At 66.6% G+C, this 22,551-nt stretch carries 15 protein-coding genes and 1 pseudogene; 13 read left to right on the plus strand and 3 right to left on the minus strand.

The window, feature by feature from the left end; all coding sequences use genetic code 11:
* Positions 1-146: 146 nt before the first annotated feature.
* From MRBLWH7_RS06295 to MRBLWH7_RS06345, 11 genes are all read left to right on the plus strand, one after another.
* Positions 147-2,381 carry a CoA transferase gene (locus MRBLWH7_RS06295; RefSeq protein ID WP_342000307.1) on the plus strand — a complete coding sequence of 745 codons (2,235 nt, stop codon included), beginning with the start codon at positions 147-149 and terminating at the stop codon, positions 2,379-2,381.
* A 90-nt stretch (positions 2,382-2,471) separates the two neighbouring features.
* The gene (locus MRBLWH7_RS06300) at positions 2,472-3,395 is read left to right on the plus strand and encodes a cyclase family protein (protein ID WP_342000309.1); all 924 of its coding nucleotides are present in this window, start codon (positions 2,472-2,474) and stop codon (positions 3,393-3,395) included.
* The gene (locus tag MRBLWH7_RS06305) at positions 3,395-4,144 is read left to right on the plus strand and encodes an SDR family oxidoreductase (RefSeq protein ID WP_342000311.1); all 750 of its coding nucleotides are present in this window, start codon (positions 3,395-3,397) and stop codon (positions 4,142-4,144) included. The genes MRBLWH7_RS06300 and MRBLWH7_RS06305 overlap by 1 nt, the downstream gene beginning before the upstream one ends.
* A gap of 58 nt (positions 4,145-4,202) precedes the next feature.
* Positions 4,203-5,177, plus strand: a complete 975-nt coding sequence (locus tag MRBLWH7_RS06310; RefSeq protein ID WP_342000312.1) for a GDSL-type esterase/lipase family protein — start codon at positions 4,203-4,205, stop codon at positions 5,175-5,177.
* Positions 5,178-6,459: 1,282 nt separating this feature from the next.
* A complete protein-coding gene (locus MRBLWH7_RS06315) occupies positions 6,460-7,920 on the plus strand; it encodes an SCO6880 family protein (RefSeq protein ID WP_342000314.1) in 1,461 nt (486 codons plus the stop codon).
* Between the two features lie 570 nt (positions 7,921-8,490).
* Entirely contained in the window at positions 8,491-9,984 is a 1,494-nt protein-coding gene (locus MRBLWH7_RS06320; protein ID WP_342000316.1) for an ATP-binding protein, read from the plus strand.
* Entirely contained in the window at positions 9,981-10,559 is a 579-nt protein-coding gene (locus MRBLWH7_RS06325) for a hypothetical protein (protein ID WP_342000318.1), read from the plus strand. The genes MRBLWH7_RS06320 and MRBLWH7_RS06325 overlap by 4 nt, the downstream gene beginning before the upstream one ends.
* A complete protein-coding gene (locus MRBLWH7_RS06330; protein WP_342000320.1) occupies positions 10,556-12,328 on the plus strand; it encodes a TraM recognition domain-containing protein in 1,773 nt (590 codons plus the stop codon). Before MRBLWH7_RS06325 ends, MRBLWH7_RS06330 begins: the two co-directional genes overlap by 4 nt.
* 55 nt (positions 12,329-12,383) lie before the next feature.
* Complete coding sequence (locus MRBLWH7_RS06335) at positions 12,384-12,809, plus strand: single-stranded DNA-binding protein (protein WP_342000322.1); 426 nt, start codon at positions 12,384-12,386, stop codon at positions 12,807-12,809.
* A gap of 10 nt (positions 12,810-12,819) precedes the next feature.
* Positions 12,820-13,389 (plus strand): hypothetical protein, encoded by a 570-nt coding sequence (locus tag MRBLWH7_RS06340; RefSeq protein WP_342000323.1) that lies wholly within the window; start codon positions 12,820-12,822, stop codon positions 13,387-13,389.
* Positions 13,390-13,812: 423 nt separating this feature from the next.
* Positions 13,813-15,465: a hypothetical protein gene (locus MRBLWH7_RS06345; RefSeq protein ID WP_342000325.1), complete on the plus strand. Its 1,653-nt coding sequence runs from the start codon at positions 13,813-13,815 to the stop codon at positions 15,463-15,465.
* 292 nt (positions 15,466-15,757) lie between these two features.
* Here MRBLWH7_RS06345 and MRBLWH7_RS06350 read toward each other — a convergent pair whose 3' ends face one another.
* The 3 genes from MRBLWH7_RS06350 to MRBLWH7_RS06360 form a co-directional block, all read right to left on the minus strand.
* Positions 15,758-16,276 (minus strand): hypothetical protein, encoded by a 519-nt coding sequence (locus MRBLWH7_RS06350; RefSeq protein WP_342000328.1) that lies wholly within the window; start codon positions 16,274-16,276, stop codon positions 15,758-15,760.
* A gap of 356 nt (positions 16,277-16,632) precedes the next feature.
* On the minus strand, positions 16,633-17,073 hold the full coding sequence (locus tag MRBLWH7_RS06355) for a DUF488 domain-containing protein (protein ID WP_342000330.1): 441 nt from the start codon (positions 17,071-17,073) through the stop codon (positions 16,633-16,635).
* 390 nt (positions 17,074-17,463) lie between these two features.
* On the minus strand, positions 17,464-18,291 hold the full coding sequence (locus MRBLWH7_RS06360) for a hypothetical protein (RefSeq protein WP_342000332.1): 828 nt from the start codon (positions 18,289-18,291) through the stop codon (positions 17,464-17,466).
* Positions 18,292-18,482: 191 nt separating this feature from the next.
* Between MRBLWH7_RS06360 and MRBLWH7_RS06365 the strand changes: the two genes are divergently transcribed.
* Positions 18,483-22,103, plus strand: a complete 3,621-nt coding sequence (locus tag MRBLWH7_RS06365; RefSeq protein ID WP_342000334.1) for a hypothetical protein — start codon at positions 18,483-18,485, stop codon at positions 22,101-22,103.
* A gap of 36 nt (positions 22,104-22,139) precedes the next feature.
* Positions 22,140-22,550 (plus strand): annotated as a pseudogene (locus MRBLWH7_RS06370) (ROK family protein); the annotation flags it as partial.
* Position 22,551: the final 1 nt, after the last annotated feature.

Here is a 22,551-nt window from a genome sequence, read left to right on the forward strand (position 1 = left end):
CCCACCTTTGCGGCAGCCGACCCTCGGCCGCATATTCATCCCGCCCGGTGGGATCCGTTCGAGTGGGCACCGCGGTCATGCGCATCCTGGGACGTGCGGAGCGTGAGGTCAGGGCCGCATCCACCCGCACTTCGAAGGGGAAGCGCATGACGGAGCTCGCAGGCGTCTGGGGCGGAAGGCGCGAGGGTCCTCTCTCGGGGATCCGCGTGCTCGACCTCGGTCAGTACATCGCCGGCCCCATGACGGCGATGCTGCTCGCCGATCAGGGCGCCGACGTCGTTCGCATCGAGCGACCGGGGGGTCCGCGGTGGCGCTCGCCCGCGAATACCGCGCTTCTGCGGAATCGCACCACGCTCGAGCTGGACCTCAAGGGGGACGGAGGGCCGACGCTGATCGAACTCTCGCGCGAGGCCGATGTGCTCATTGAGAACTTCCGGCCGGGAGTCATGGCGAGACTCGGCTTGGGACACGAGTATCTGCTCGAGGAGGCGCCGCAGCTCGTGTACTGCTCGCTTCCGGGTTTCGGCAGCAACGACCCTCGGGCCGGGGTGCCCGGCTGGGAGGGCCCGGTAATGGCTTCCGCAGGAGCGTACGCCTCGCCGGACACAGGAAGCATGTATGCGGATGCGCAAGCCCCCGATGATGCTCCCCCGATGGCGTCGGATGTGCCGCTGGCATCCGTCTTCGCGGCGATCCACGGTGCGCTCTCCATCTCGGCGGGACTCCTGGCCCGCGAGCGGGACGGCCACGGCCAATGGATCGAGGTGCCACTCCACGATTCGCTCTTCGAGGCCAGCGGCTCGCGGGCGATGACCTTCGAACGGAATCCTCCGCCGTTCACGAGCTTCGGAAGCGGCGTCTACGTGTGCGAGGACGGACGACACGTCACCTTCCTCGCCAACTGGCATCGCCACCTTCTGTGGTTCCTGACGGCGGCGGGGCGTGATGACTGGATCGACGACGGCAGCGTCGACTACGAGCTCCTTTGGACGGATGCCTCGGCCGGAGACCGCCTCCGGGACAGACTCGTCGAACTTTTCCGTGAGCGACCCGCCGGCGAGTGGGAACGCATCGGCCGGGCAGCCGGATGCACCATCGCGATGGTCCGCTCGACGGCGGAGTGGCTCGAAGAGCCGGCCACCATCCGGTCCGGCGCCGTCGTGCGCACCGCGGACCCCGAAGGAGGGGAGGTCAGTGTCCCGGGGATCGCCGTGGCCTCGCGGGCCTCGCAGGTGCCCGCACAGGAGTCATCCGCACGGGCGGCGGCAGCGACGGGGCCTGACGAGCGGCCGCCGCTGGACGGCGTTCGAGTCCTCGAGATGTCGCTCGTCGTCGCGGCCCCGACGACCGGGAGGCTGCTCGCGGAACTGGGGGCGGACGTCATCCGCATCGGGGCTGACCCTGCCACCAGCCGTGCGATCTTCCCCGAACCGCTCATGCACGTGCAGCTGAACCGGGGCAAGCGCACGGCGATCGTCGATCTGAAGACCGAGAGCGGTCAGGAATGGCTTCGCGGCCTCGTTCCCTCGTGCGATGCCGCGATCCAGAACTTCACGATGGGGACGGCGGAGCGTCTCGGAGTGGATCCGGAGTCGCTGAGAGGTCTGCGCCCGGACATCGTCACCCTCTACCTCAACGCGTTCGGGACGACGGGACCATGGGCGGCGCATCGCGGATTCGCCGAGATCGCGAACGTCGCAAGCGGCCTCACCGATCACGTGCTCGACGGCACCATGCCCGCGAGCGGATCGTCGCCGATCATCGACCGGCCCCGCTGGTTCTTCACGGACTACGCCGCCGGCGCACTGGGCGCCTTCGGTGTCGTGCTCGGCCTGCTTCAGCGAGCGCGGTCAGGAGTGGGCGCGGACCTGAGCACCTCGCTGTTCAGCGCGACCGCACTGGAGCAGATCACGTGGATCGCCGGTCATCGCGCGGCCGTCGACGCCGAGCCGGGAGAGCAGTCGGTGCGGGGAGTGCACCGGACCGCGGACGGATGGATCTCCGTCCACTGCCCCGCCGAATCGCTTGCTCGGGTCAGAGCGGAGTTCGGCGCGGATGCGGCCGCTGACCCCGCGCGCACGCTCGGTGAGGCGGTTTTACACCTCGACCGTTCAGCCGCCTGCGATCTCGTCGTCCGGCTGGGAGGTGGTGCGCAGCCCGTGCTGTCTCTCAGTGACGTGATGGCGCCGGACGGGCTCGCCGCCGCACGCGGGCTCCGCATCGCCGCCCTCACAGCCGATCACGGTGTGGTGACCTTCGCAGGACCTGTGGCTCGGTTCTCTCGAACGCGGATGGTGGTGGCAGAGCTCCCCGCACCTTTCGGTTCGGACACCGACAGCCTGGAGCGTGAGTTCGGGTGCCAGATGCGTCCGCACGGTTGAGTCTCAGGGGACGGCGCGCTACCGTGGTCGTACATTCGATCATCCTGATCGAATAAACGAACGATCTCGCGTAGCAAAGGAGCACGTCAGATGCCAGAGACGACCGCACCCAAGAAGAACTGGGGTCGCTGGGGGGCCGACGACGAGCGCGGCGCGCTCAACCTCATCGACGACACCAAGCGCGCATCCGACTACGAGGTGCTGCGGACGGGGAAGATCTACTCCCTCGGCCTGCCCATTCAGCGCAGCGGAGTCCCCGTCTTCGAGTACCGCGGACCGGCACAGCGGCTGACGCTGGCGTCGCAGACGGATGGCGCGTTCTGGGAGAGCTTCGGCGAGGCGATGGACATCCCGACCGATGGCGCGGGAGGCAACGAGGACCTTCTGATCTTCGGCACGCACAGCGGGACGCACCTCGACGCGCTATGCCATGTGTATCACGACGACCACATGTACAACGGCTTCGAGACCTCGACGTTCGGCTCCTACGGCGGAGCTGCCCGCAACTCGATACACCAGGTCGACGGCGTGGCGGGTCGTGCGGTCATGCTCGACGTCGCCGCGCACCTCGGCGTCCCCTGGCTGGACCCGATGTTCCGCATTACCGACGACGTGCTCGAAGAGGTCCGCGAGGCGCAGGGAACATCGATCCGGCCGGGCGACATCCTGCTCGTCCGGACAGGGTGGATCGACTCGTTCTACGACTCGCTCGCCAATGGCACCGAACTGTCGGCCGCACAGGCAGGCATCGACCAGAGCGCCGTGGACTTCATCGACCGATACGACATCGCGCTCGTCGGCAGCGACAACGGCGCCGTCGAATGCCTCCCCTGCGACGAAACGCTCCTCTCCGTCCATGTGAAGCTGCTCGTCCACCGCGGGATCAACCTGCTCGAGTTCGCCGATCTTCGAGGGATGGCTGCCGACGGCGTTCATGAGTGCTTCCTCGTCATCGCCCCGATGAAGGTCGTGGGCGGGACGGGCAGCCCGGTCAACCCGATCGCGATCGCCTGATGGCCGCCAGGGCGACGGCTGCGCCTGTCGCGATCATCACGGGCGCCTCGTCAGGCATCGGCCGCGCGACCGGCGAACTGCTCGCCCAACGCGGGTGGTCGATCGTCGTGGCCGACGTCGATGCCGGCGGATTGGCGACACCTGCCTGGCCACAGGGTGAAGTCGAGACGTTCACGGGCGATCTGGCAGATCCTCGGGAGGCACAGGCTCTGATCTCCGCAGCGAAGGAGCGATTCGGTCGCATCGATGCCCTGATCAATTCGCACGGCGTCACGCGCGCGGAAGACAGCAGGGTGGCGGACACCCCGGATGCGCTGTTCGAGCAGATCCTGTCCGTGAACCTGGCCAGCTTCTTCTACACCTGCAAGTACGCCCTCCCCGAGTTGTCGCTGTCCGACCAGGGTGCGATCGTGAACCTCGCCTCGGCCGCCGCGCTGGGCGCCCCAGGGGGCCCGGCATACACGGCGAGCAAGAGCGGGATCGTCGGCCTGAGCCGAGTGATCGCCCGCCAGTACGCTGAAGTGCCCGTTCGCTGCAACGTCGTCTGCCCAGGGCCGACCGACACCCCCATGTACGCCACCACCCTGCGCAAATGGGGGCTCTCCGAGTACACACCGCCGCCGGGAACCATCCAGCGGCTCGCGTCTCCGACAGAGATCGCGGAGGTCGTCGCGTTCCTTGCGTCGCCCGCCGCAGCGTTCGTCACGGGCGCGACCTACTCAGCCGACGGCGGGCAGACTCTCTATTGAGCAGGTCCCGCATCCCAAGCACGATGGAATGGTCGCACCGCGACGAAGGAGGGCTGCGGTGATCATCACCGACCCCGCACCACTGTTCCGCGGCGGAATCCAACTCCGACCTGCACTCGGCGCGCCGCGCCTCGACACCGAGGACCGTCGGCTGCCCGCCGACACCGCCGACACCGCGACCATCCCCGCGGGCATGCACCTTGCGTTCCGTTCGTGTGACCGCCGCTTCGTCGTGCACTTCGACGTGGGCGAGCCCCACCCGTTCTCCCCGCCGACACGACCGGACACGTTCACCCTGTGGCTCGGCGATCGAGTGGTGGCCTCCGCAGTGGCGACAGCCGGATCACCGGCGGTTCTGGAGCTGGAGGGCGAGGCATCCGTATCCGATTCGGCCCAGGAGTTCGTCCTGCACCTCCCCGAGGCCCTCCGGCCTTCGATCCACGCAATCGAGAGCGAGCGTGCCGTTGAGCCGGTCGACGACCATCCCTTGGTCTTCGCGTACGGCGATTCGATAGTCCAAGGGTGGTCGACGAGCGATCCAGGACTGGCCTGGACCGCGCGGGTGGGCAGGATGCTGGGGGCCGAGGTGTGCAACCTGGGGTTCGCGGGCGCCGCCCGCGGCGAAGTGGCCGTGGCGGAACAGCTCGCCGCCTCGCCGCGCCCGCCTGCCGCGGTCGTCCTGGCATTCGGAACCAACGCGTGGACGTTCCCGCCTACCACTCGGGTCGCGATCGCCGAAGCCCTCCGGATCTTTCTGACGACCATCCGGGACGCCTGGCCGAGCACACGCATCGTGTTCGTCAGCCCGATCGTTCGGCCGGATGCCGATGACACGCCGAACCGGCTCGGTGCGACGCTGAATGACCTCCGGGAGGCCCTCGAATCGGCGGCGGCCGAGTACGCAGACGTCGCTCTCGTCAGGGGCCTGCAGATCATGACCGTCGATGAGCTGGTCGACGGGATTCACCCGGGGGACGAGGGTCACGAGCTCCTTGCACAGGCGATCGCGAACGCGATCGGACCGCTGCGCTGACGCGGTCGTCACGGTCATCGCTAGGCAGGAGGAAGCCGAGCCGCAAGAATACGAGCGCTCGTTTCCTGTCGGATCGTTGTAACCGATCCGGCGGCGACATTCGCGATCGTAGTTCGGCCCACGAGAGTGAGTCCCGCAATCGTTCTCAAGGAGAGACCGACGCGTCTCAGCTCCTCGATCCGGTGCGCCGCAGACCGTGCATCGACGACCTCCGGCGGCGATGCGATTCCGACTTCTCGCGCGCGGCGCCTCCGCGTCGCGTTTCGCGCCTCATTGCAACTCAGTCCGTTGCTGCCCTTAGGGCAAGCGTCGTGATTCCGACAACCCTTCAGGTAACCCGTGGACGTTCCGTGCTGCACGATTGAGCTTCCACGTGAGCCCTTTCTGCGCGCGGACGCGCGCGGGGCCGGAGGTACACGGGTCGACGACTCCATGCCCTCCGGTCGAGCCAGGACGACCGACTCGACCGGTCGGCCTTGGTGACGCAGTACGCTCTCTTCGGCGGAAAGTCGAGACACCATGAAGTCGGCTCTGCGGGCCAGCGCCGCGTCCACGCAAGTCATATATGTCGCCGATCCGTGGTTGGCGCACCCGCCCCGCGATCGGCATCCTTGCCGGTAGCCGAGGGCCGTTCCGTGCTGGATGTGCTCACTGAGCATGGTGCCGCCTTCCACTCTTTGGGCCGCCTCCTTTGGCCCGACAGTTTCACGCTAAGCCGCCCGCCGACACGCCCTCGCTCAGATGCCCGCCCTATGGGACGGTGCCGCGCGATGGCAGAGGCTCCAGGAGTTCCCTTCGGCAGCCCGCCGTCCTCGCGGGCCAAGTACTTCTCCCGTTCGCACGACGGGCGAGCCGGCATTGACGACGACAACCGGGGGCGGGCCGAGACCCCCCGGTCAGAGCGCTCCACACCCGGACCTTCGAACGCTCGGTCCGCGATCCGTCGCTGAATGCGATGGCCGTCTGGGAGCGGCTCCGGGACCGCTTCTTCGATAGCTTCCGGAGCGGGAGCCGCGGGGGCAGGTGGCGCGGGCGCTGCGGCCGCCGCCGGCCCCGCCGCGGCGGTTGTCATCGGCGGCCAGGTGGTCAGCAAGGCAGCGGCTGCCGGTCCCAAGCTCGGCTCCGCAGCGGGCGCCGCCGCTTCAGGGCACGCCGAAGGCGCCGCACCGACCGAGCTGCCACCCGCGACGGCAACCCAATCTGGAGCTCCTGCCGCTCCCCTTCCGAAACCCACGGCCACTCCCCCGCGTCCGGTCCCGGCTCCGCGCGAAAGGACACCCGCATGATCACCAACTCTCATCAAGCACATCAGCTTCGGCCGGTGCAGTTCTCGCGATTGCCCAAGCGTGGCGTGCTGCTCGGCCTGTCGTTGGCCCAAGTCGTCACTCTCGCCATCGGGCTCATCGCGTTCACCACCGCGGTTTACGTGGGCGGCGGCATCCTCTTCGGCCTGACCTCGCCGGTCTGGGCGACCAGCCTGATTCTCTCGTTTGTCCCGCTCGGCGGCCGAAAGGTGATCGAGTGGGTTCCTATTGCCCTTCGCTGGGTGTGGCGAAGCATCGGCGGCCAGCTTCGGTTCCGGGCCGACGTCGTGCGCCCCCGCCCAGCCGGCACGCTCGCCCTCCCAGGAGACGCCGCGGCGCTGCGTGAGTGGGTGGACCCGGAGACGGGCGCGGCAATGATCCAAGACCCGCACGCCCAGACGCTGACCGCCGTGGTCAGCATCAGCCATCCCGCGTTCGTCCTGCTCGACAGCGGCGAGCAGGAACGACGTGTCGCGGGATGGGGCCGCGTGCTCGCAACCGTCTGCCGATCGGGCCGCATCGCCCGAGTGCAGATCTGCGAGCGCACGGTCCCCAGCTCAGGCAGCGGGCTCGCTGAATGGTGGACCCGGCACGGCAGTGACGATGGCAGCTGGCCCGCAGTGACATACAAGGAGCTCATCGAGCGCGCCGGACCCGCTGGCGAACGACATGCGACAACGATCTCTCTCGCACTCGACACGCGCGCCGCAGCTCGACAGATCCGCGCCGCGGGCGGCGGTGTGAAGGGAGCCGCCAGCGTCCTGCGCCAGGAGATGACGACCTTCGCCGCAGCGTTGCGCGCCGCGGACCTCACACCCTCAGAGTGGCTGACTCCGGGCGCGGTGGCCGTCGCCCTCCGCTCGGCCTATGACCCCGCCGCCGCACCGGCCCTGGAGCGCCACGGTGACATCGGCCGGTCTCTCGCCACGGCGGGCCCCGTTGCCGTCACCGAGTCGTGGGATCGTCTGCGAACTGACTCTGCACATCACGCCGTCCTCTGGGTCTCTGAGTGGCCGCGATCGCAGGTCTTTCCCGGATTCCTCTCTCCCCTGCTCCTGACCTCCGGCATCCAACGCACCTTCACACTTATCTGCACTCCGGTCCGCGCGGATGTCGCAGCGCGGGACATCCGGAGAAAGAAGGTCGGACTCCTCGCCGACGCCGCACAGCGCGCGAAGATCGGTCAGATCGAGGATGCCGCGCGCACCGCCGAATACAACGACGTCGTCCAGCAGGAGTCAGACCTCGCGGCGGGGCACGGCGTGCTGAGATACACCGGCCTCGTCGCCGTGTCTGCATCGTCGGTCGAGGAGCTCGACGCCGCTGTCGCCGCGATCGAGCAGGCCGCCGTGCAGGCAGCGTGCGAGACACGACGGCTCGTGGGGCAGCAAGCACAATCTTTTACCGCGGCTGCCCTCCCACTCTGCCGAAACATCTGACCTGCCGCGCCATAACGATCACGGCGAACTTCCTTGGGGAACTCACACGCACCTCTTCAAAGACTCCGCAGCAAGGGGAAGCACGATGCCCACTTTTCAAGATCCGGTCGTGGATGGCGAGGAAGCATGCCAGGCGTTGCGCGCCCTCGCGCACGCCACACGCTCGTTCGACCAACCTGCAGAGACCTACACCGTCGTCGGAGACGTGCTCGGCGGTTTGAGATCGCTCGAACAGGTTCTGGAGCAGCTCGCCTCGGCGCATACGAGCGAGACTGCGATCGCACGCACGAACGACGGCGATCCCTGGGCCGGGATCGAGGAAGCACACGCTGCCGCAAGTGCGCTCCGACGCGCTTCGACCCTCGTTGCCCGAGCAGGCATCGCCGTAGACCAGGCATCCCAGCACTCGGGACGCATCGCATGGGGGGCGGGGTCGCCGACCACACCGGTACTGCTCACCGAATTGATCGCACCACGGATCGATGCCGACGACTCCTTCCAACGGGGAGTGCGACCTTCGTCGTTCCGCCGGGCGACGCCCGCGAGCCGCCGACGAAACGGGATGTCGCTGTGAACGCACGAGATGACCAAAGAGTCCACAGTGCGGTGCTCGTGGGCCCCGCCGGGGAACGCAGAAAGGACCGCCGCGCAAGGAAGACAGCATCGCAACGACTCGCCGCCGACTCCCGAGCGACTGCTTCTGCGGCTCAGCGCGCCCAGTGGGAAGCGCTACGGGCTGATCAGCGGGCGACCACTTATCTCCCCGCATCCGGCGAGTCACGGCCTGCCGCGCTGCGCACACCCGGTCGCCTCCGTCTTCCCCGCCATCAGGACACGAGCGCGACCCTCGCCGGCGCGTACCCGTTCCTCGCCGAGGGCGGGCTGGGTTCTCAAGGCGTCTTCGTCGGGCAGGACCTCTACTCGGGCGCCTCGTTCGTCTACGACCCGTGGGTGCTCTACTCCCGCGGGATGATCACCGCGCCGAACATCGTGCTCGCGGGGATCGTGGGCTCCGGCAAGTCCTCGCTCGTGAAGAGTCTCTACACGAGATCCATCCCCTTCGGCCGGCGGGTGTACGTACCCGGTGACCCCAAGGGTGAGCACACCGCCGTCGCCGAAGCTGTCGGCGGGCAGGCGGTTGTGCTCGGACACGGGATGTCGAACCGCCTCAATCCCCTCGACGAAGGTCACCGCCCGTCAGGTCTCTCCGATGAGAGCTGGGCCGGCCAGGTCGCGTCACGTCGCCGCGATCTGATCGGCGCGCTGACCGAGACGGTGCTCGATCGACCGCTGAGCCCGCTCGAACACACGGCCATCGACCTCGCGCTCGCCGACGCGGTTCGCTCCTGCGATACACCCATCCTGCCGATGGTCGTCGAACGGATCCTCTCCCCCGACGAGTCTCAGCGAGCCGATCGCCGACTCGTGGAAGACGGCCGCGTAGTCGGGCATGCACTCCGACGACTCGTCGCCGGCGACCTCGCCGGACTCTTCGACGGCCCCAGCACGGTCACGTTCGACCCGAGCCTGCCGATGATCTCGCTCGACCTCTCCCGCGTCGCCGAGAACGCGACACTCGTTTCCGTACTCATGACCTGCTCGTCCGCCTGGATGGAATCCGCCCTCCTCGACCCACACGGCGGGCAGCGATGGGTCGTCTACGACGAAGCCTGGCGGCTGATGTCGCACCCCGCTCTGCTGCGGCGCATGGACGCCCAGTGGCGGCTCGCGCGCCACTACGGGATCGCAAACCTCCTCGTGTTCCACAAGCTCTCCGACCTCGACAACGTCGGCGACCAAGGGTCCGCAATGCGGGCAATCGCATCCTCCCTCCTCGCCAACGCCGAGACCCGAATCATCTACCGTCAGGAAGCCGACCAGCTCGGCGCCACCGCGAGCGCGCTCGGGCTCACCGGAACTGAGCAGAGCCTGCTGCCGGGGCTCGGGACCGGTCAAGGTCTGTGGCGAATCAAGGACCGCAGCTTCGTCGTGCAGCATCAGCTGCATCCCGCAGAGCTCGCAGCCTTCGATACCACCAGTCGGATGACGGAGGGCATGAAATGAGCACAACGCACGCGATGCGGAGAGCACCAGATGCCCTCAACGTGCCGCCGGTCTTTCCGGTGATCGCCATGACGATCGCGGCAGACGGAACCATGACGGTCGCCGTTGATGGGGCGCCGCTCGAGCCGCCCAGGTTCGGCCCACCGTGGGTTCGATCGTCCTTCGCGGCCGTCATCGATTCGGTGCTCGAGGATCGCGGCTCCCCTGTTCGGGTGCTGGTCTACGAGACCGACGGCACGGTCTTCTCCGACCTCATCACCAGACCGCTGCAACGGGAGCTTGACCCGATCTCGCCGCCGCCGCGCGATGAATCCCTCGTCAGGGCCGTTCAAGGCTCGGACGCCCTGATCGATGCGGCACCGTTGATCGCACCGCCGCGGGTAGTGCTCGGCGAAGTCGGCTTCATCCCCGGCGAGGACGTCGCCGTCGCGATCATCGTTCGCCACATCAAGGCATCCGCGGACGGCTCGGCCCGAGCTCTCCTGGAGCCGGGAATCTGCCAGGTAAGCGCCACAGGCGAAGTAGTCCTCGTGGGGCGCATCTCCGGCACCTGCGTCATCGGAGACCTCACGTGAACGGCGGCCTCGACCTGGATGTCTCGGGTCGCGACGGCCTCGCCAACCTCGCCCTCCTCGGACTGGGTGCGGTCATCGCTATCGCCGCGGTCCTCCGTGTCGCCGGCGACGTCGCCGCGTTCCTCACCGGAGCGGCGCAACCGACCGGTGGTCTCGCCGCCGGACTTGGAGTGTTCGGTACCCCGGCAGAGCCCGGGGTGGCGCTGGGCTCCGCCGGGCTCAATCCGATCGCGTACTGGATTGCCGTGGCCCTTCTTGTGGCGCTCGTCGCCGTTGCCGCGTGGTGGGTGTGGCGGGTTCTCCGCAACCTCACTCGCCACGCCCGCTCGGATCCCAACCGCATCGCCGGAATCGCCTCCTCTGCCGACGTGCGGCGCGCCGCGTCGGACCGAGCGCTCCTTTCCCGAGCCGCCCATCTGCGGGCATCCGTCACCAAGCCGCAGCCCAGCGATGTCGGATATCTCGTCGGAGTAGCGCGGGGATCGAAGGTCTGGACTTCTGTCGAAGACTCCATCCTCGTCATCGGCCCGCCACGATCCGGCAAGGGAGCCCACATCGTCATCAACGCGATCCTCGACGCACCGGGAGCAGTCGTCACGACCTCCACAAGGCCGGACAACTTGACGACGACGATCCGGGCGCGGATGAAACGCGGACCCATCGCTGTCTTCGATCCGCAACAGCTCGCCCCCGGCGTGCCGGCGGGATTGCGTTGGTCACCCGTGCGCGGGTGCGAGATCCCGCTCACGGCGATGATCCGAGCCGCAGGACTCGCGGCGGGCACCGGCCTGTCGAGCGTCGGCGTCGAGAACGGCGGCTTCTGGGAGGGGAAGACACGCACCGCGCTGCAGGCGCTCCTACACGCGGCTGCGCTCGATGGTCGCTCACCCGCCGAGCTCTACCGTTGGACACTCGACCCGGCGGCCGCGCAGGAAGCTGTCGCGATTCTTACGAGCAGCCCGGCGGCGGCGGTCGGCTGGGCGGCGTCACTCGAGGCGATGATCGATGCCGACCCGCGCACGCGCGACTCCATCTGGCAAGGAGTCTCCCTCGCGCTCGCAGCCCTCGCCGACCCGCGCGTCCTCGATGCCGTCAGCCCGGGCGAGAATGAGCACTTCGACCCGGAGGCGTTCCTCCGCCACAACGGCACGCTGTACCTCCTAGCGACGGGAGCCGGCGCCGGCGCATCCTCCTCGCTGGTTGCCGCACTCGTCGAGGACCTCGTGGAGACAACCAGACGGATCGCGGCGCGCTCGCCCGGCGCCCGGCTCGACCCGCCCATTCTCTTGGCTCTGGACGAGATCGGAAACCTCGCGCCGCTGCCATCGCTGCCCGTTCTGATGGCGGAAGGCGGCGGCACCGGGATCACGACGATGCCAGTTCTCCAATCGCTCGCGCAGGCCCGCCAGCGTTGGGGCGACAACGCGGCCACGGCGATCTGGGACGCGAGCATCGCGAAGATCGTGCTGGGTGGCGCATCCGGAACTCGGGATCTTCAGGACATCTCGACCCTCATCGGCGAACGCGACGAGGTCACCGACTCCGTCACGGTCGGAGAACGCGGACTTCGCTCCAATCAGCGATCGACGCGCCGCGTTGCGATCATGCCGCCCGACGTCATCCGCACCCTGCCGTACGGCACCGCGCTGCTCATGCTGCGCGCCGCGCCGCCCATCGTCACGCAGTTGCGTGAATGGACCTCGCGTCCTGACGGCGCCAAACTCCGCGACGACCGCGCCCGCATCGAGGAGCGACTGCGCCGGGGATAGCCGACGCACCTCCTTACTGATGGCCGACCTGCGGCCTCCCCGGTAGGAGCATCCGATGACGATTCACACCCAACAGTCGCTCTCCGGCTTCCTCGCGTCCGAACCCCAACTCGCGTTCAACGCGAAGGGCGAGGCCCGCTTCTGGGCACGCATCGGGCAGGAGCACTTCGAGCGCAACGACGACGGCACCTTCACTCAGACCGAGACGACTTACCACGACCTCGTGATGTTCCGCCGCAACGCCGAACGCGCCTATGCGATGTTCAACAAGGGCGACGCCTTCATCGCCGAGGGTTACACCCACACATCATCCCGACAGCGCGACGGCGAAACGGTCGAGACCGAAGAGTTCGTTGCGAAGCGCCTCGGCCACGACTCCGCTCGCACGAACTACACGCTGCAGCGCCGCCGCACCGTCCCGTCGCTGGCGCCCTCGACGCCGGCTGCGAGCAAGCCCACCGTGCGCCCCGTCACCCTCTGAGGACACCCCGATGCCTGCGGACGAGCCCCTCCACATCCCGGGCTACGTGTTCGAGCCGCCCACGCCCGATGAGCCGGATGCGGAGCCAGAAGGACTTCCTTCCATCCCCCGGCCGGTGAACTGGAACACTCTCACCTCAGACCGCGCCGCGTTCGAGTGGGTTGAGCTCGACAGGTGGGTGAACTGGCTGCGACGGACATACGGACTCGGCCCGTCGATCATTCCGCCGCTCTGGCATCGCCATCCCGAGCTCGTCTGGGAGCTCTCAGCCCTGCACCTCCACTGGCTCTGCGCCTACGACGAGCAGCAACACGGATCCGCCCCGCTGGGCTGGCACCAAGACTTCGCCGCAGCGCGCGAACGTCTTCACGACTGGGTAGCCGCGTCCGGCTCGCGGCTGGATCGCGACCGCGCCACACGCCAAACCGCGTGGCCGGGAGAAGACCCCGCGCCCACGATCGCCGAAGCGCCGATTCAGGATCGGGCGGCCGACTTCCGCACCTTCGTCGTCGAGGACATCGCGCGTCGGCGAGCCGTGGAGTATGCCTTCGTCGCCGACGGAGTTGGCCGGGATCAGTAGACCCGGGGCGGCTTCGGCTAGCGGCGCTGTAGCACGCGCGCCCCGAGAGACAGACTGCTCGCATACCCGCTCGCGAACGCGCCCAAGTTCGTCCGGGTCAAACGCAAACGTCGAGCTCGGCGGCTCCCGACAACTCGACGCCGCCGTTCGTCTCGTGCCCGGCGCCGCCATTCTTCGAGGTCCACCCGCGTGCGCACGCTGGAGGACCGGTATCCGGACGCGCGTCCCCGCTCACGCCCGCGGGCAGTGCACCCGTGAGGACCGCTACATCGGCTGACCGGATGCCATCGGCGCCGTCCTGCACCGAGTTCTGCTCGACCGCTCGTGCGCTGAACGGTTGGTTGCGAGTCTGGACGAGTCCAGGCCTCGGCCATTGCGCTCTTTCCTAACGAGTCGGTGGCGGCTGCCATACTCAGGAGCAACATGAGGAGCGAGCCAAGCAAGGAAGAGACCGCGGAGATCCTCCGGCAGGCGGACGAACGAAGCACAAGCCAAACGAACGGCAGCGGGCCGTGGACGGTCGTGTGCGACAACTGGGACGAGGACAACCGAGGAGGCGGCCGCTTCGCTGCATTCTCAATACCCGAGTACCGCAAACGTGCGCTCCAGAGCGCGGCCTGGGACCTCACCAAGGGGGATGGCTTCCCTGGGTTCTCGCAGGGCCATGAGAACGGTGATTGGGTCACGACCTATCACCGCAACGCTTCCGGTCCGGACGTTGAGCCGCTCGTTATTGTGCAGTACATGCACGGCGTTGCGCCCGATGCGTATCTCATCTCCGAGGAGTTCCGGCTTCTACTCAACCTGTGGGAGGACCGGTCGACGGGCAACTTCTACAGCGTGACCGAAGACGGTGCCAAGGAGCTCGCGATCGAGTTCGCCGGAGAGCGAATCCGCATTCGGACCCCACTACTGCGCCGTTTCCAGGCCGCTCGTCAGCTCGATCTCGTGCTGTTCTCTGACACGGATGTCACTGTGGAGACGGAACAACCAGCCGATGCGTTTCGCGACCTCGAGGAGGATGACCACATCGAGGGCGACTCAGTAGTGTACCTGGGAGTCGGTGACATGGACTTCCACGAGAATCAGGTGTTCTCCCGCCTGCTGGTGAAGAGGGTCTTGCCGGCACCCTCGAGGGAGAAGAGCGGGATCTGGCCGTGGGACCGCCAGGATGAGGAGTACCCGGAGTTCATCATTGGTGAAGACGAGGACGGGCGCCCACTCAAGTTCACGTGCGAGGAAGACAAGCTCGCCAACTACTTCGGCAAGAACCCAGACGCTCCGCACTACCTCACGCCTGTGTTCTTCAAACCAGAAGTACTCAAGCGCTACTATGACGATCCTGCTCTATACACCGTGACCGACGGGCGTCTCACTTGCGGGTCGCTATGGGGTGTGCAGATCGACAATGGCAGCCCTGCCGCAGTCATGGTCTTCCTGGGCGACCTCGGCCGCGACATCCCGAGTAGTCACAGGGATCATTGGCGGGCATACAACATCCCGCCGGTCGGAACAATGAGCGAGTCGACCTTCCGACGATCGTTCCTGGCGCAGCCCGCCGAAACCGAGAACCCGGAACACCTCTTCAAGAATGCCTACCTCGCGATCCAACGCCAGTGGCTCGCGACGTGGGGATGGGGACTGTACCGCGATGCAAAGGGAAGCGATGCGGAACTGATCCAACGAGCCCGGATTCCGCTCAACAACACAGACACCGAGTTTGAAGCGCAACTGTTGAACCTCGCGAAGTTGCTGATCGATCTTCTGAACGAGGGTGCAATCGCGAAGGGTCTGCCGCCGGTCAAGGGCGAGAAGGGCATCGCGAAGCTCGGCCGCTTTCTCGAGGCGCACGGCTATGAGCACACCGATCGCGACGTCGCGCTCCTGCGCCGCGTTCAAGGACTACGGTCAAGAATCGCGGCCCACACGTCAGGATCAAGCGGGCAAGCGTTTCTTGCTGGAGAGTTGGATGGCAAGAGCAAGAGCGACTTCATCCAGCACCTAATGGTCGAAGCGACGCAGATGTTTGCCGGCCTATCAAAACTGCGCCCTGGGACTGAAGATCCGGAAGGCTAGCAACCCCGGAATCAGCTCAGGTTGAGCCAAGGTGCTTTTTAACGGCATCGGCAGCCGGCGGTTACCGCCGGAGCGAGATCGAGTGAGTAACGGGATCCAAGGTGCCCAGCTCCATTTCGGCGCGCTCGACCACGGTCCTGCGGGCAGCCGGCGATGGCAACGTGGTCCTTGGCACGGCTAAGCGAGCGCTATAGCGGCACGCGCCATCTGAGCGTGCAGTTTCTCTGCCAGCCGCCTGCTCCCGAAGCCGAACGAGCTTTCGAGTGCTGGCTGCGACCGCGTCGGGCGGGCCCTAGTTCGGCAAAGCGTAGGTCGGTAGCCACGGGCGGCCAGAACCCTCCGTCGACCAGCGCTCGTACAGCCTCCCGTATTGGGTGCGGAGCTCCGCGAGCCTTCTGTCCAGCACCCGGCCAGCCTGCCGCTTGTCGTCCGTGTCGGAATCTTCGAGCTGCCAGATATGGCGGTTCCGCGTCTCGGTCACCTTGACGGCCTCGGCGATGAGCAGCGCGCCCACCTGAACATCTGGAAGCGTCGGACCGGTATCGCACAAGTAGCGAGCAGACCAATAGACGACGTAGTCGTCTTCGTCATCGCTCCACCGCTCGACCTCGAACCACCACCTGTCACCGTGCGGCCATCCGCGCACCCGCTCCGGTCTGGCAAGGCTGAAAACCCGGAAGTCAGAGAACGCGCACGCACTAACCGCGGGGCGGTTGCCGTCACCGAAGTCGTAAGCGACGTCGCTGAGCCCGAGATGCTCGATCAGCAGCTCATAGACAGCGAGCACCTTCTGACTGTCGGCGGCTCCCATGCGCTCATGATGTCAGACGGGCTACGGGACCGCAGAGGTGTGCCGGCCCGGCCGCCGCGCGTAGGCGGGGCTCCGCCTACGCCCGAGTGTCACCAATTACCCGACTAGCTGTGACCTCAGGACTACGGGATCGAAGTGCGGCGCTCACTCATCCTTGCCGGAGCAGAGCGCGACGCGCCCGATCGGTCACGCTCACGCTGAGAGCTGTCGCCACTCCTGGTTCTTCACTCCCGCGGCGCGAATCCTTCGGCCCGTGGGCACATTCTCGCGCGAATCCCACGTGCCCATCGGAGACGACACTTCGACCAAGAGTCTGCGCGGATGTACCACCGCAGTGCACGTCAGACGTGGCCGCGCTACCCGCGAACCATCTCTGATTCCAGAGCAGCGCGTACATGGTCGAGGACTTGCTCTCGGTGACAGTGGTGTTCGTCTTCTTCGAAGCAGAACACGGCGATCGTCTGCGTCCGGGCGAGCTCCACGAGTTCTTTCAGACTGGTGCCCGCTGCGTCGTGTGTGAGCGTGTTGCGGTACCGGTCGCGTGCCTGGTGAGCGGATGAAGATGTGGTTTCCGCGTATCCGTCCCGGTTGGCGCGTGGGTTGCCAAGTGAGGGCATGTGGCGGTAGCGGATCCCGGCTTGCTCGAGCGCGGTTGTGAGGGCCTTCTTGGAAAATCCTGGCTTGCGTGAGATGGCGTTCAATCGCACGTCGACGAGGGTTTCTACGCCGCGGAGGCGGAGCCGGGAGATGAGCGCGTCCTGGGTCAGGCCTTCGTATCCGATTCCGGTGATGTCCACGTTCGGTTTCCTCCTCGTTGTGCGTTGGCGGTGGGCTGCGACTCGGCATCGCGTGCCGCAGTATTGCGCGCCGCGCCGTCCGGCGAAGGAGGCGCCGCACCATAGGCAGGTGCGCGACGTGGGCCGACGAGCGCGCAGCTCACGGCTCACGCTGGTCGACAGTGCTTCGAGCTCCTCCAACGTTAGAGCCCGGACATCCTCCATGTAACGGATCATATCTGTTACATGCAGGATGTTGCGGAGGCGTGTGGACATGCCACCTGGCGGACCCGCCCGACCCTCACCCGCCCGGTCTGCCTTATCGCCGCATGGGTGAGGGCGCAATGGTCAGTGCCCGCGGTCACCACTGACCGAGCACGACGGCCGCGACGGATGTTTCAGACGGCCTTACTAGATGCCGAGATCGAGGGTGGCGGCGAAGTCGGATGACTTCGGCGGCGCGTAGACGCCGAGGACCGAGAAGTTACGCCGCTTGGTGGGATCCGCGATATTCCCGACGAAGAAGTGCGTGCGCTTGTCGTCTGCGCAGAGTTCGTCATGGAACCGGCGGCGAATGCTCTCTGCCGCGGCGTCGTCGCTCATGTTTCGCAGGCGCAACTGAAACGCGGTGAGTTCCCAGTCCAGGATTCGCTGCTTGTGCCCGGAGCAGCCAGCTGTCTCGCAGAAGTAGTGGTACTTGGCGATGAACCGCGGCGGCTTCAGCTCGGGGGGTGTCGTGTCGCCGAACAGGCTTTCCTGTTGGAGCGCCCGGTCGATCTTGGCCTGTTGGGAGGGTGTCCACGGCTGGCCAGGTTCCACGATCACTCCCTTCAGCGTCGGGACTCGGACCAATCCCAGGGATGTGGCGTTCATGTTCTGCACGACGCCGGCGCGCAGCTCGCACATGGTCGGCCCGATCAGTGGCTCGAGGATCGCGCCTCGTGCGCGAATGTCCTTGATTGGTTTGCCTTCGCGGCGGACGGTGTCGATGTTGAGCCGGTTGCTCTCCGGACGCAGGTCGTTGATCGGCGGAATCAGGTCAACGTCGATGACGTCGTACTTCTTGAACTGCTGGTCCGTGGCCATCCACCGGAACGGCACGGGGTAGAGGCGGATGAACTCGGGCTGGACGCTGTCCAGGCGGACGCCAGCGACGCACACCGTGTCGCCATACTTCTCCGAGGGCTCTGGGGAGGCCTTGACTGTGATCAACACGCGGGCGCTCTCTGACAGAACCACAGAGCCTCCTTCGAGTTGATTCCATGATGCCCGGGACCGGCGTCGGGCACCGTGTGGCGCGCCCGACGTCAGCTGTGCGGGTGGCGCGTGAGGGTATGGGCAACAAGGCGAGTGGCACGCTGCGGGTGTCTCCGAGCAGGAAACGTGCTCGGGACACGCGTCCTGAATGCGGCGCGTGCAATGATTCCGAGGTGCCCGACACCGCTAACACTTCACACGCGGGTGGTGCGGCGAATGAGTACGGCAGCCTCCATCGCAATGGGCTGGCCACCGTGCTCGCCGCGCATGGCCTGTCTGGGACGCCACTGGACGGAGTAGACGACCGGGTTCCGGTCGAGATCGCTCTTGAGACGGCGGACGCCGTGGACGACATCGTGTGCACGATGGCGAACGGCGAGCGATGGTTCATCCAGGCAAAACGCTCCGTGAACGATTCCTCGCTCCGCAGCGCCTTTCGCCAGTGGCTGGCCCAGCCGCTCGCGGCAGCAGACACGCTCGTTCTGGCATTGCGAACTGTCGGTGGTCAGGTTGCCGGAGCAATGCGCGTCCTGGATGGTCGTCGCCAGGGACGCTCGCCGGAACCGCCGGCGGGCGACCGCGCCCACTTCGAAGCGTTCAAGGCCAAAGTCCGCGAGGAGTGCGGTCTCCGCACGGACGAGATCCTCGAACGCGTGCGACTAATCGCCTGGGAGGTTGAGGACGTCAGTGATACTCGCGCGGACTCCGCGGCAGCCCGGCTGGAACGGCTCACTTCGCCTGGTTCGGGCCCGGCGGCGTTTCGTTGCTTGCAGGCCTTCTTCCAGCGTCAGTCCGCGGCACGGACCAGCACTTCCAGTCGCGACTGGGTACAAGCGCTGATCGACAACGGCATGGATGTCGCGATCGACGGTCTAGGCAGCGCTGCGGCGGCCCACGAGCTTGAGCATCGGGCATTGGACGAGTACCGCGACCTCCTGGCGAGTCGCAGGGACCGGCTGGGTCTGGCGATGATCTCCCCGCAGGTCCCAGTGCTGAGAGTTGATGACTTCATCGGGTCGGTCGACGTCGAGTATGACGTGGACGAGTCGCGTGCTAGTAGCGATCCGCTCACGCACGTGCTGCGCCGGAACGGCCGACTTATTCTTCGTGGCCTTCCTGGCGCGGGAAAATCCGAGGCTGTGCGACAGGTCGCGGCGTGGCTTGCCGCGGAATCGGGGGCGCCGCTTCCGTTGCTCGTGCGGCTTCGGGACATCGCTCCCTCGGTGACAGGCGTGGATGACGTGTCTCTGGACTTGCTGATCCGCACAGCCGCCTCTCATGGCGGGCGCGAACCATCGGCTCCGCTCCTGCGCGCGCTGCACGCGGAAGTCCGAACCGGCTACTGCACCCTGCTACTTGACGGGCTCGACGAAACGCACGCGAAGCGCGGCGCCATCGCGGCCGGCGTCGCGCAGGTTCTCGCCGGTCTCAGCCCGGATGTCGGAGTGCTCCTTACGACCCGTGAAAGTGCGATGGACGCCGCGGCACACCTCGCGCTGCCCGTGGTCGATCTCAAGCCTCCTTCCAGTCGCCGGGCCCAGGTCGCCCTCGTCGAGTCGTACGCTGCTGCAACGCTTCCCGAAGGCGATCGTGATGAGTGGTGCCGTGTCAAACTCGCGCTGATCAGTTCATACGCTGAGTCCCACCGAGACATCTGGGAGGTGCCCCTCCTCGCGACACTGGCGACGCTGAGACTCCTCGACGGGCACTCATCCGTGGACTCGGCCGTCGAGCTTCTGAAGAGTGTCATCGACGACAGCATCAACCGGTGGGAGGTGCAACGTTTCGCGAACAATCTGGATGCACCCGACCCAGGCTTCAGCGCAGGAATGTTCCTTGACGGTTTCGCGGTGATCGGCCGCGCCCTCAACGCGAACGCAACACTGTCGGTCTCGGATGCCCGACGATTGGTCCTCGCTGCGCTGGCGCCCTGGGCGCTCTCGTCTCGTTCGGCCGAGCGGATAGCCGAGTTCGTGGTCGAATTCTGGGACGAGACGGTGGGTGTTTTCGTCGATACGGGCCAGAACCTTCAACCACGATCACGAGTGTTCGCGGAGTTGGGCGATGCGTACGCCGCGGTGCGACTGGACTCCGTCACGGAACGGCGGGACTGGCTGACGCAGTGCCTGGACAACCCGTCCCGCGCCAACGCGCTCGCGCTCGCCACAAGCGCAGATATTGACGTCGCCCGATGGTTGATCAGGGCTGCGGTTGAGGAGGAGGGCGTCCGACGCTCGCGCGCAGCGAGCTGGGTAGCGGAGTACTTGCCGTCCTGGCCACACATGACGGACGCGGACGTGAGTGACGCCATGTCCGCGTTTGCCGCCGCGGCTATCGACGGTGTTCCGGTCAACACGGACAAGCCAGAGGGGGACATCCTTGCCATATTCGCCACTGCTGAGGAGTCGAAGGACAGGCATGACGGGCCTGGCTGGCGATTCGCCGTCGAGCTCGCCAGTCTTCCCGTCCCCTCTCACTTGCGCCCGCAGAAGGACGCGCTCCTGGACAACTATCGAACCGATCCTGACCGCTGCGCGATCCTGCGTGCACTCTGCGAGCTGGCGGAGGTCGCCGACTCACCTATTGATGCGCGCACCGGACCCGTCGTTCGCGCGGTCGAGCGCGCACTGGCATACCCCTTGGCTGAGTACCGAGACGTGGCGCCCTCGCGTGATCGCTTCGGCACACTCAACATTGGCATCAGCAATGAGCGACCACCTGCTGGTCTAGACCGCGTTGCGGTTCGAGCCGCCCATATAGCGAACTACTTGACCCCGGCTGCCGTCGACAGGATCTGGGACATATCGATCCGCCTCCCAGCGGGCAAGTACGACGAAGTGCGCAGAACGCTCGCCGGAGCTGGATTCGAGAGCCCACACGAGGCGGCGCGCGAGCTGCCCTGGCTGGCTCAGGCACAACTGGACGAGTTCGAACTGGGCTGGTTCTTGCCGCACCTGGTCGCCGGAGAGGAGTCAGCGGACGAAATTGCGGCGATGGAGCGTTGGCAGATGTGTGCCCTGGCCGATCTGGTCGACTTCGCGAGTCTGGGCAAGGCCGTTTACTGGGAACTGCGAGAAGCCAGCAAGACCCCCGCGAACACCGCCGAGCTCCTCCTCACGGCCGCGATCGGCAGCGCGCAACTCAGTCACGCCGCCGTGCGTGTCGAAGCCGAGGATGTCAGCCGTGCAGGCGGTACTGAGCACGACGACCTCGTCTCGTATCTCTTCACTCCGCGCCTTCAGCCCGCATCAAGAGCAGAGGGTGTCATTCCCGAAGCGATGGCAAGGGACCTGGTTGCAATAGTCGCAGACCGTGGACGATGGGGATCGGAACTTGCACGCAACGTGTTGCTGAACCAGTCATACCCATCGGTCTGCGAGGCTGCGCGCAAGGTGGTTGCCGCGAACTGGCACAGCGAACGAAACCTCGCTTTCGTGCGACTATTCAATGCCACCTCGGCTACAGCCGAGGCCGCACTTCTGATGGCTGAAGGCGGCGGAGCGCGTGCGGCGACCGCGCTCTACCTCGCGGCGGACGACACCGATGACGACGAAGAACTGCTCCTCCGCGCAAGAACCGACGCCGACGGCACCGTGCGCGATGCCGCCGGCGCGACACTCGAGGAGGTCTTGGCCGCCCAGCACTGGACCTGCATCTGGTGCTTCGAGGCGAACCCCTCCTCCTTCTACGTCTGCGGGCGCTGCGGGCACAGCTCGAGCAACTCCTTGGCCACTCACAAGCACATCCGCGAATACGTGAAGCAAGCCGAAGCCCGCGCCGGAGGCGAAAGCTAGGCACGCAGAGGGCCGGTTGCCGCCGGAGGTCACCCTGCCGCCTCACGAATTGTGCGTGACTCCGCCCGCGGGCTCGGCGTTCTGGTAACAGCCATCTGCAACCTCACCCTTCCCGACCGCATCATCATTACGGGTGAAGTGATGCGACTCGCGGTGGTCGGCCATCAGGCGCTCAAGGAAAAGACCCGAGAGCTCCGCGACACCCGCGCCAAGACACCGCCGATCAGCCACTCCTCCAGCGACAACGTCGAAGGGGCCGCCGGAGCAGCCGTCCTCGCAATCCAATCCTTCGCGCTCGGCACCCCACGCCTTTTCGATAGTCAAGCCCGCGGCATCGCGAGTACTTCGAAGCGCCTGCCGGTCCCACCCAGAACGCGAGCCGGAGACGACCCGCTTTTCGTAAGCCCGGTGCGGCTGCTCGGTGAGTCCGTACACGCCAGGGCGTGAG

The organism is Microbacterium sp. LWH7-1.2 (assembly GCF_038397755.1).
Classification (GTDB): Bacteria; Actinomycetota; Actinomycetes; order Actinomycetales; family Microbacteriaceae; genus Microbacterium.

Excerpts from the sequence above, each read along its gene's own strand:
- MRBLWH7_RS06295 (WP_342000307.1), top strand. The coding sequence starts at position 147 with ATGACGGAGCTCGCAGGCGTCTGGGGCGGAAGGCGCGAGGGTCCTCTC.
- MRBLWH7_RS06300 (WP_342000309.1), top strand. The coding sequence starts at position 2,472 with ATGCCAGAGACGACCGCACCCAAGAAGAACTGGGGTCGCTGGGGGGCC.
- MRBLWH7_RS06305 (WP_342000311.1), top strand. The coding sequence starts at position 3,395 with ATGGCCGCCAGGGCGACGGCTGCGCCTGTCGCGATCATCACGGGCGCC.
- MRBLWH7_RS06315 (WP_342000314.1), top strand. The coding sequence starts at position 6,460 with ATGATCACCAACTCTCATCAAGCACATCAGCTTCGGCCGGTGCAGTTC.
- MRBLWH7_RS06325 (WP_342000318.1), top strand. The coding sequence starts at position 9,981 with ATGAGCACAACGCACGCGATGCGGAGAGCACCAGATGCCCTCAACGTG.
- MRBLWH7_RS06335 (WP_342000322.1), top strand. The coding sequence starts at position 12,384 with ATGACGATTCACACCCAACAGTCGCTCTCCGGCTTCCTCGCGTCCGAA.
- MRBLWH7_RS06340 (WP_342000323.1), top strand. The coding sequence starts at position 12,820 with ATGCCTGCGGACGAGCCCCTCCACATCCCGGGCTACGTGTTCGAGCCG.
- MRBLWH7_RS06345 (WP_342000325.1), top strand. The coding sequence starts at position 13,813 with ATGAGGAGCGAGCCAAGCAAGGAAGAGACCGCGGAGATCCTCCGGCAG.
- MRBLWH7_RS06350 (WP_342000328.1), bottom strand. The coding sequence starts at position 16,276 with ATGGGAGCCGCCGACAGTCAGAAGGTGCTCGCTGTCTATGAGCTGCTG.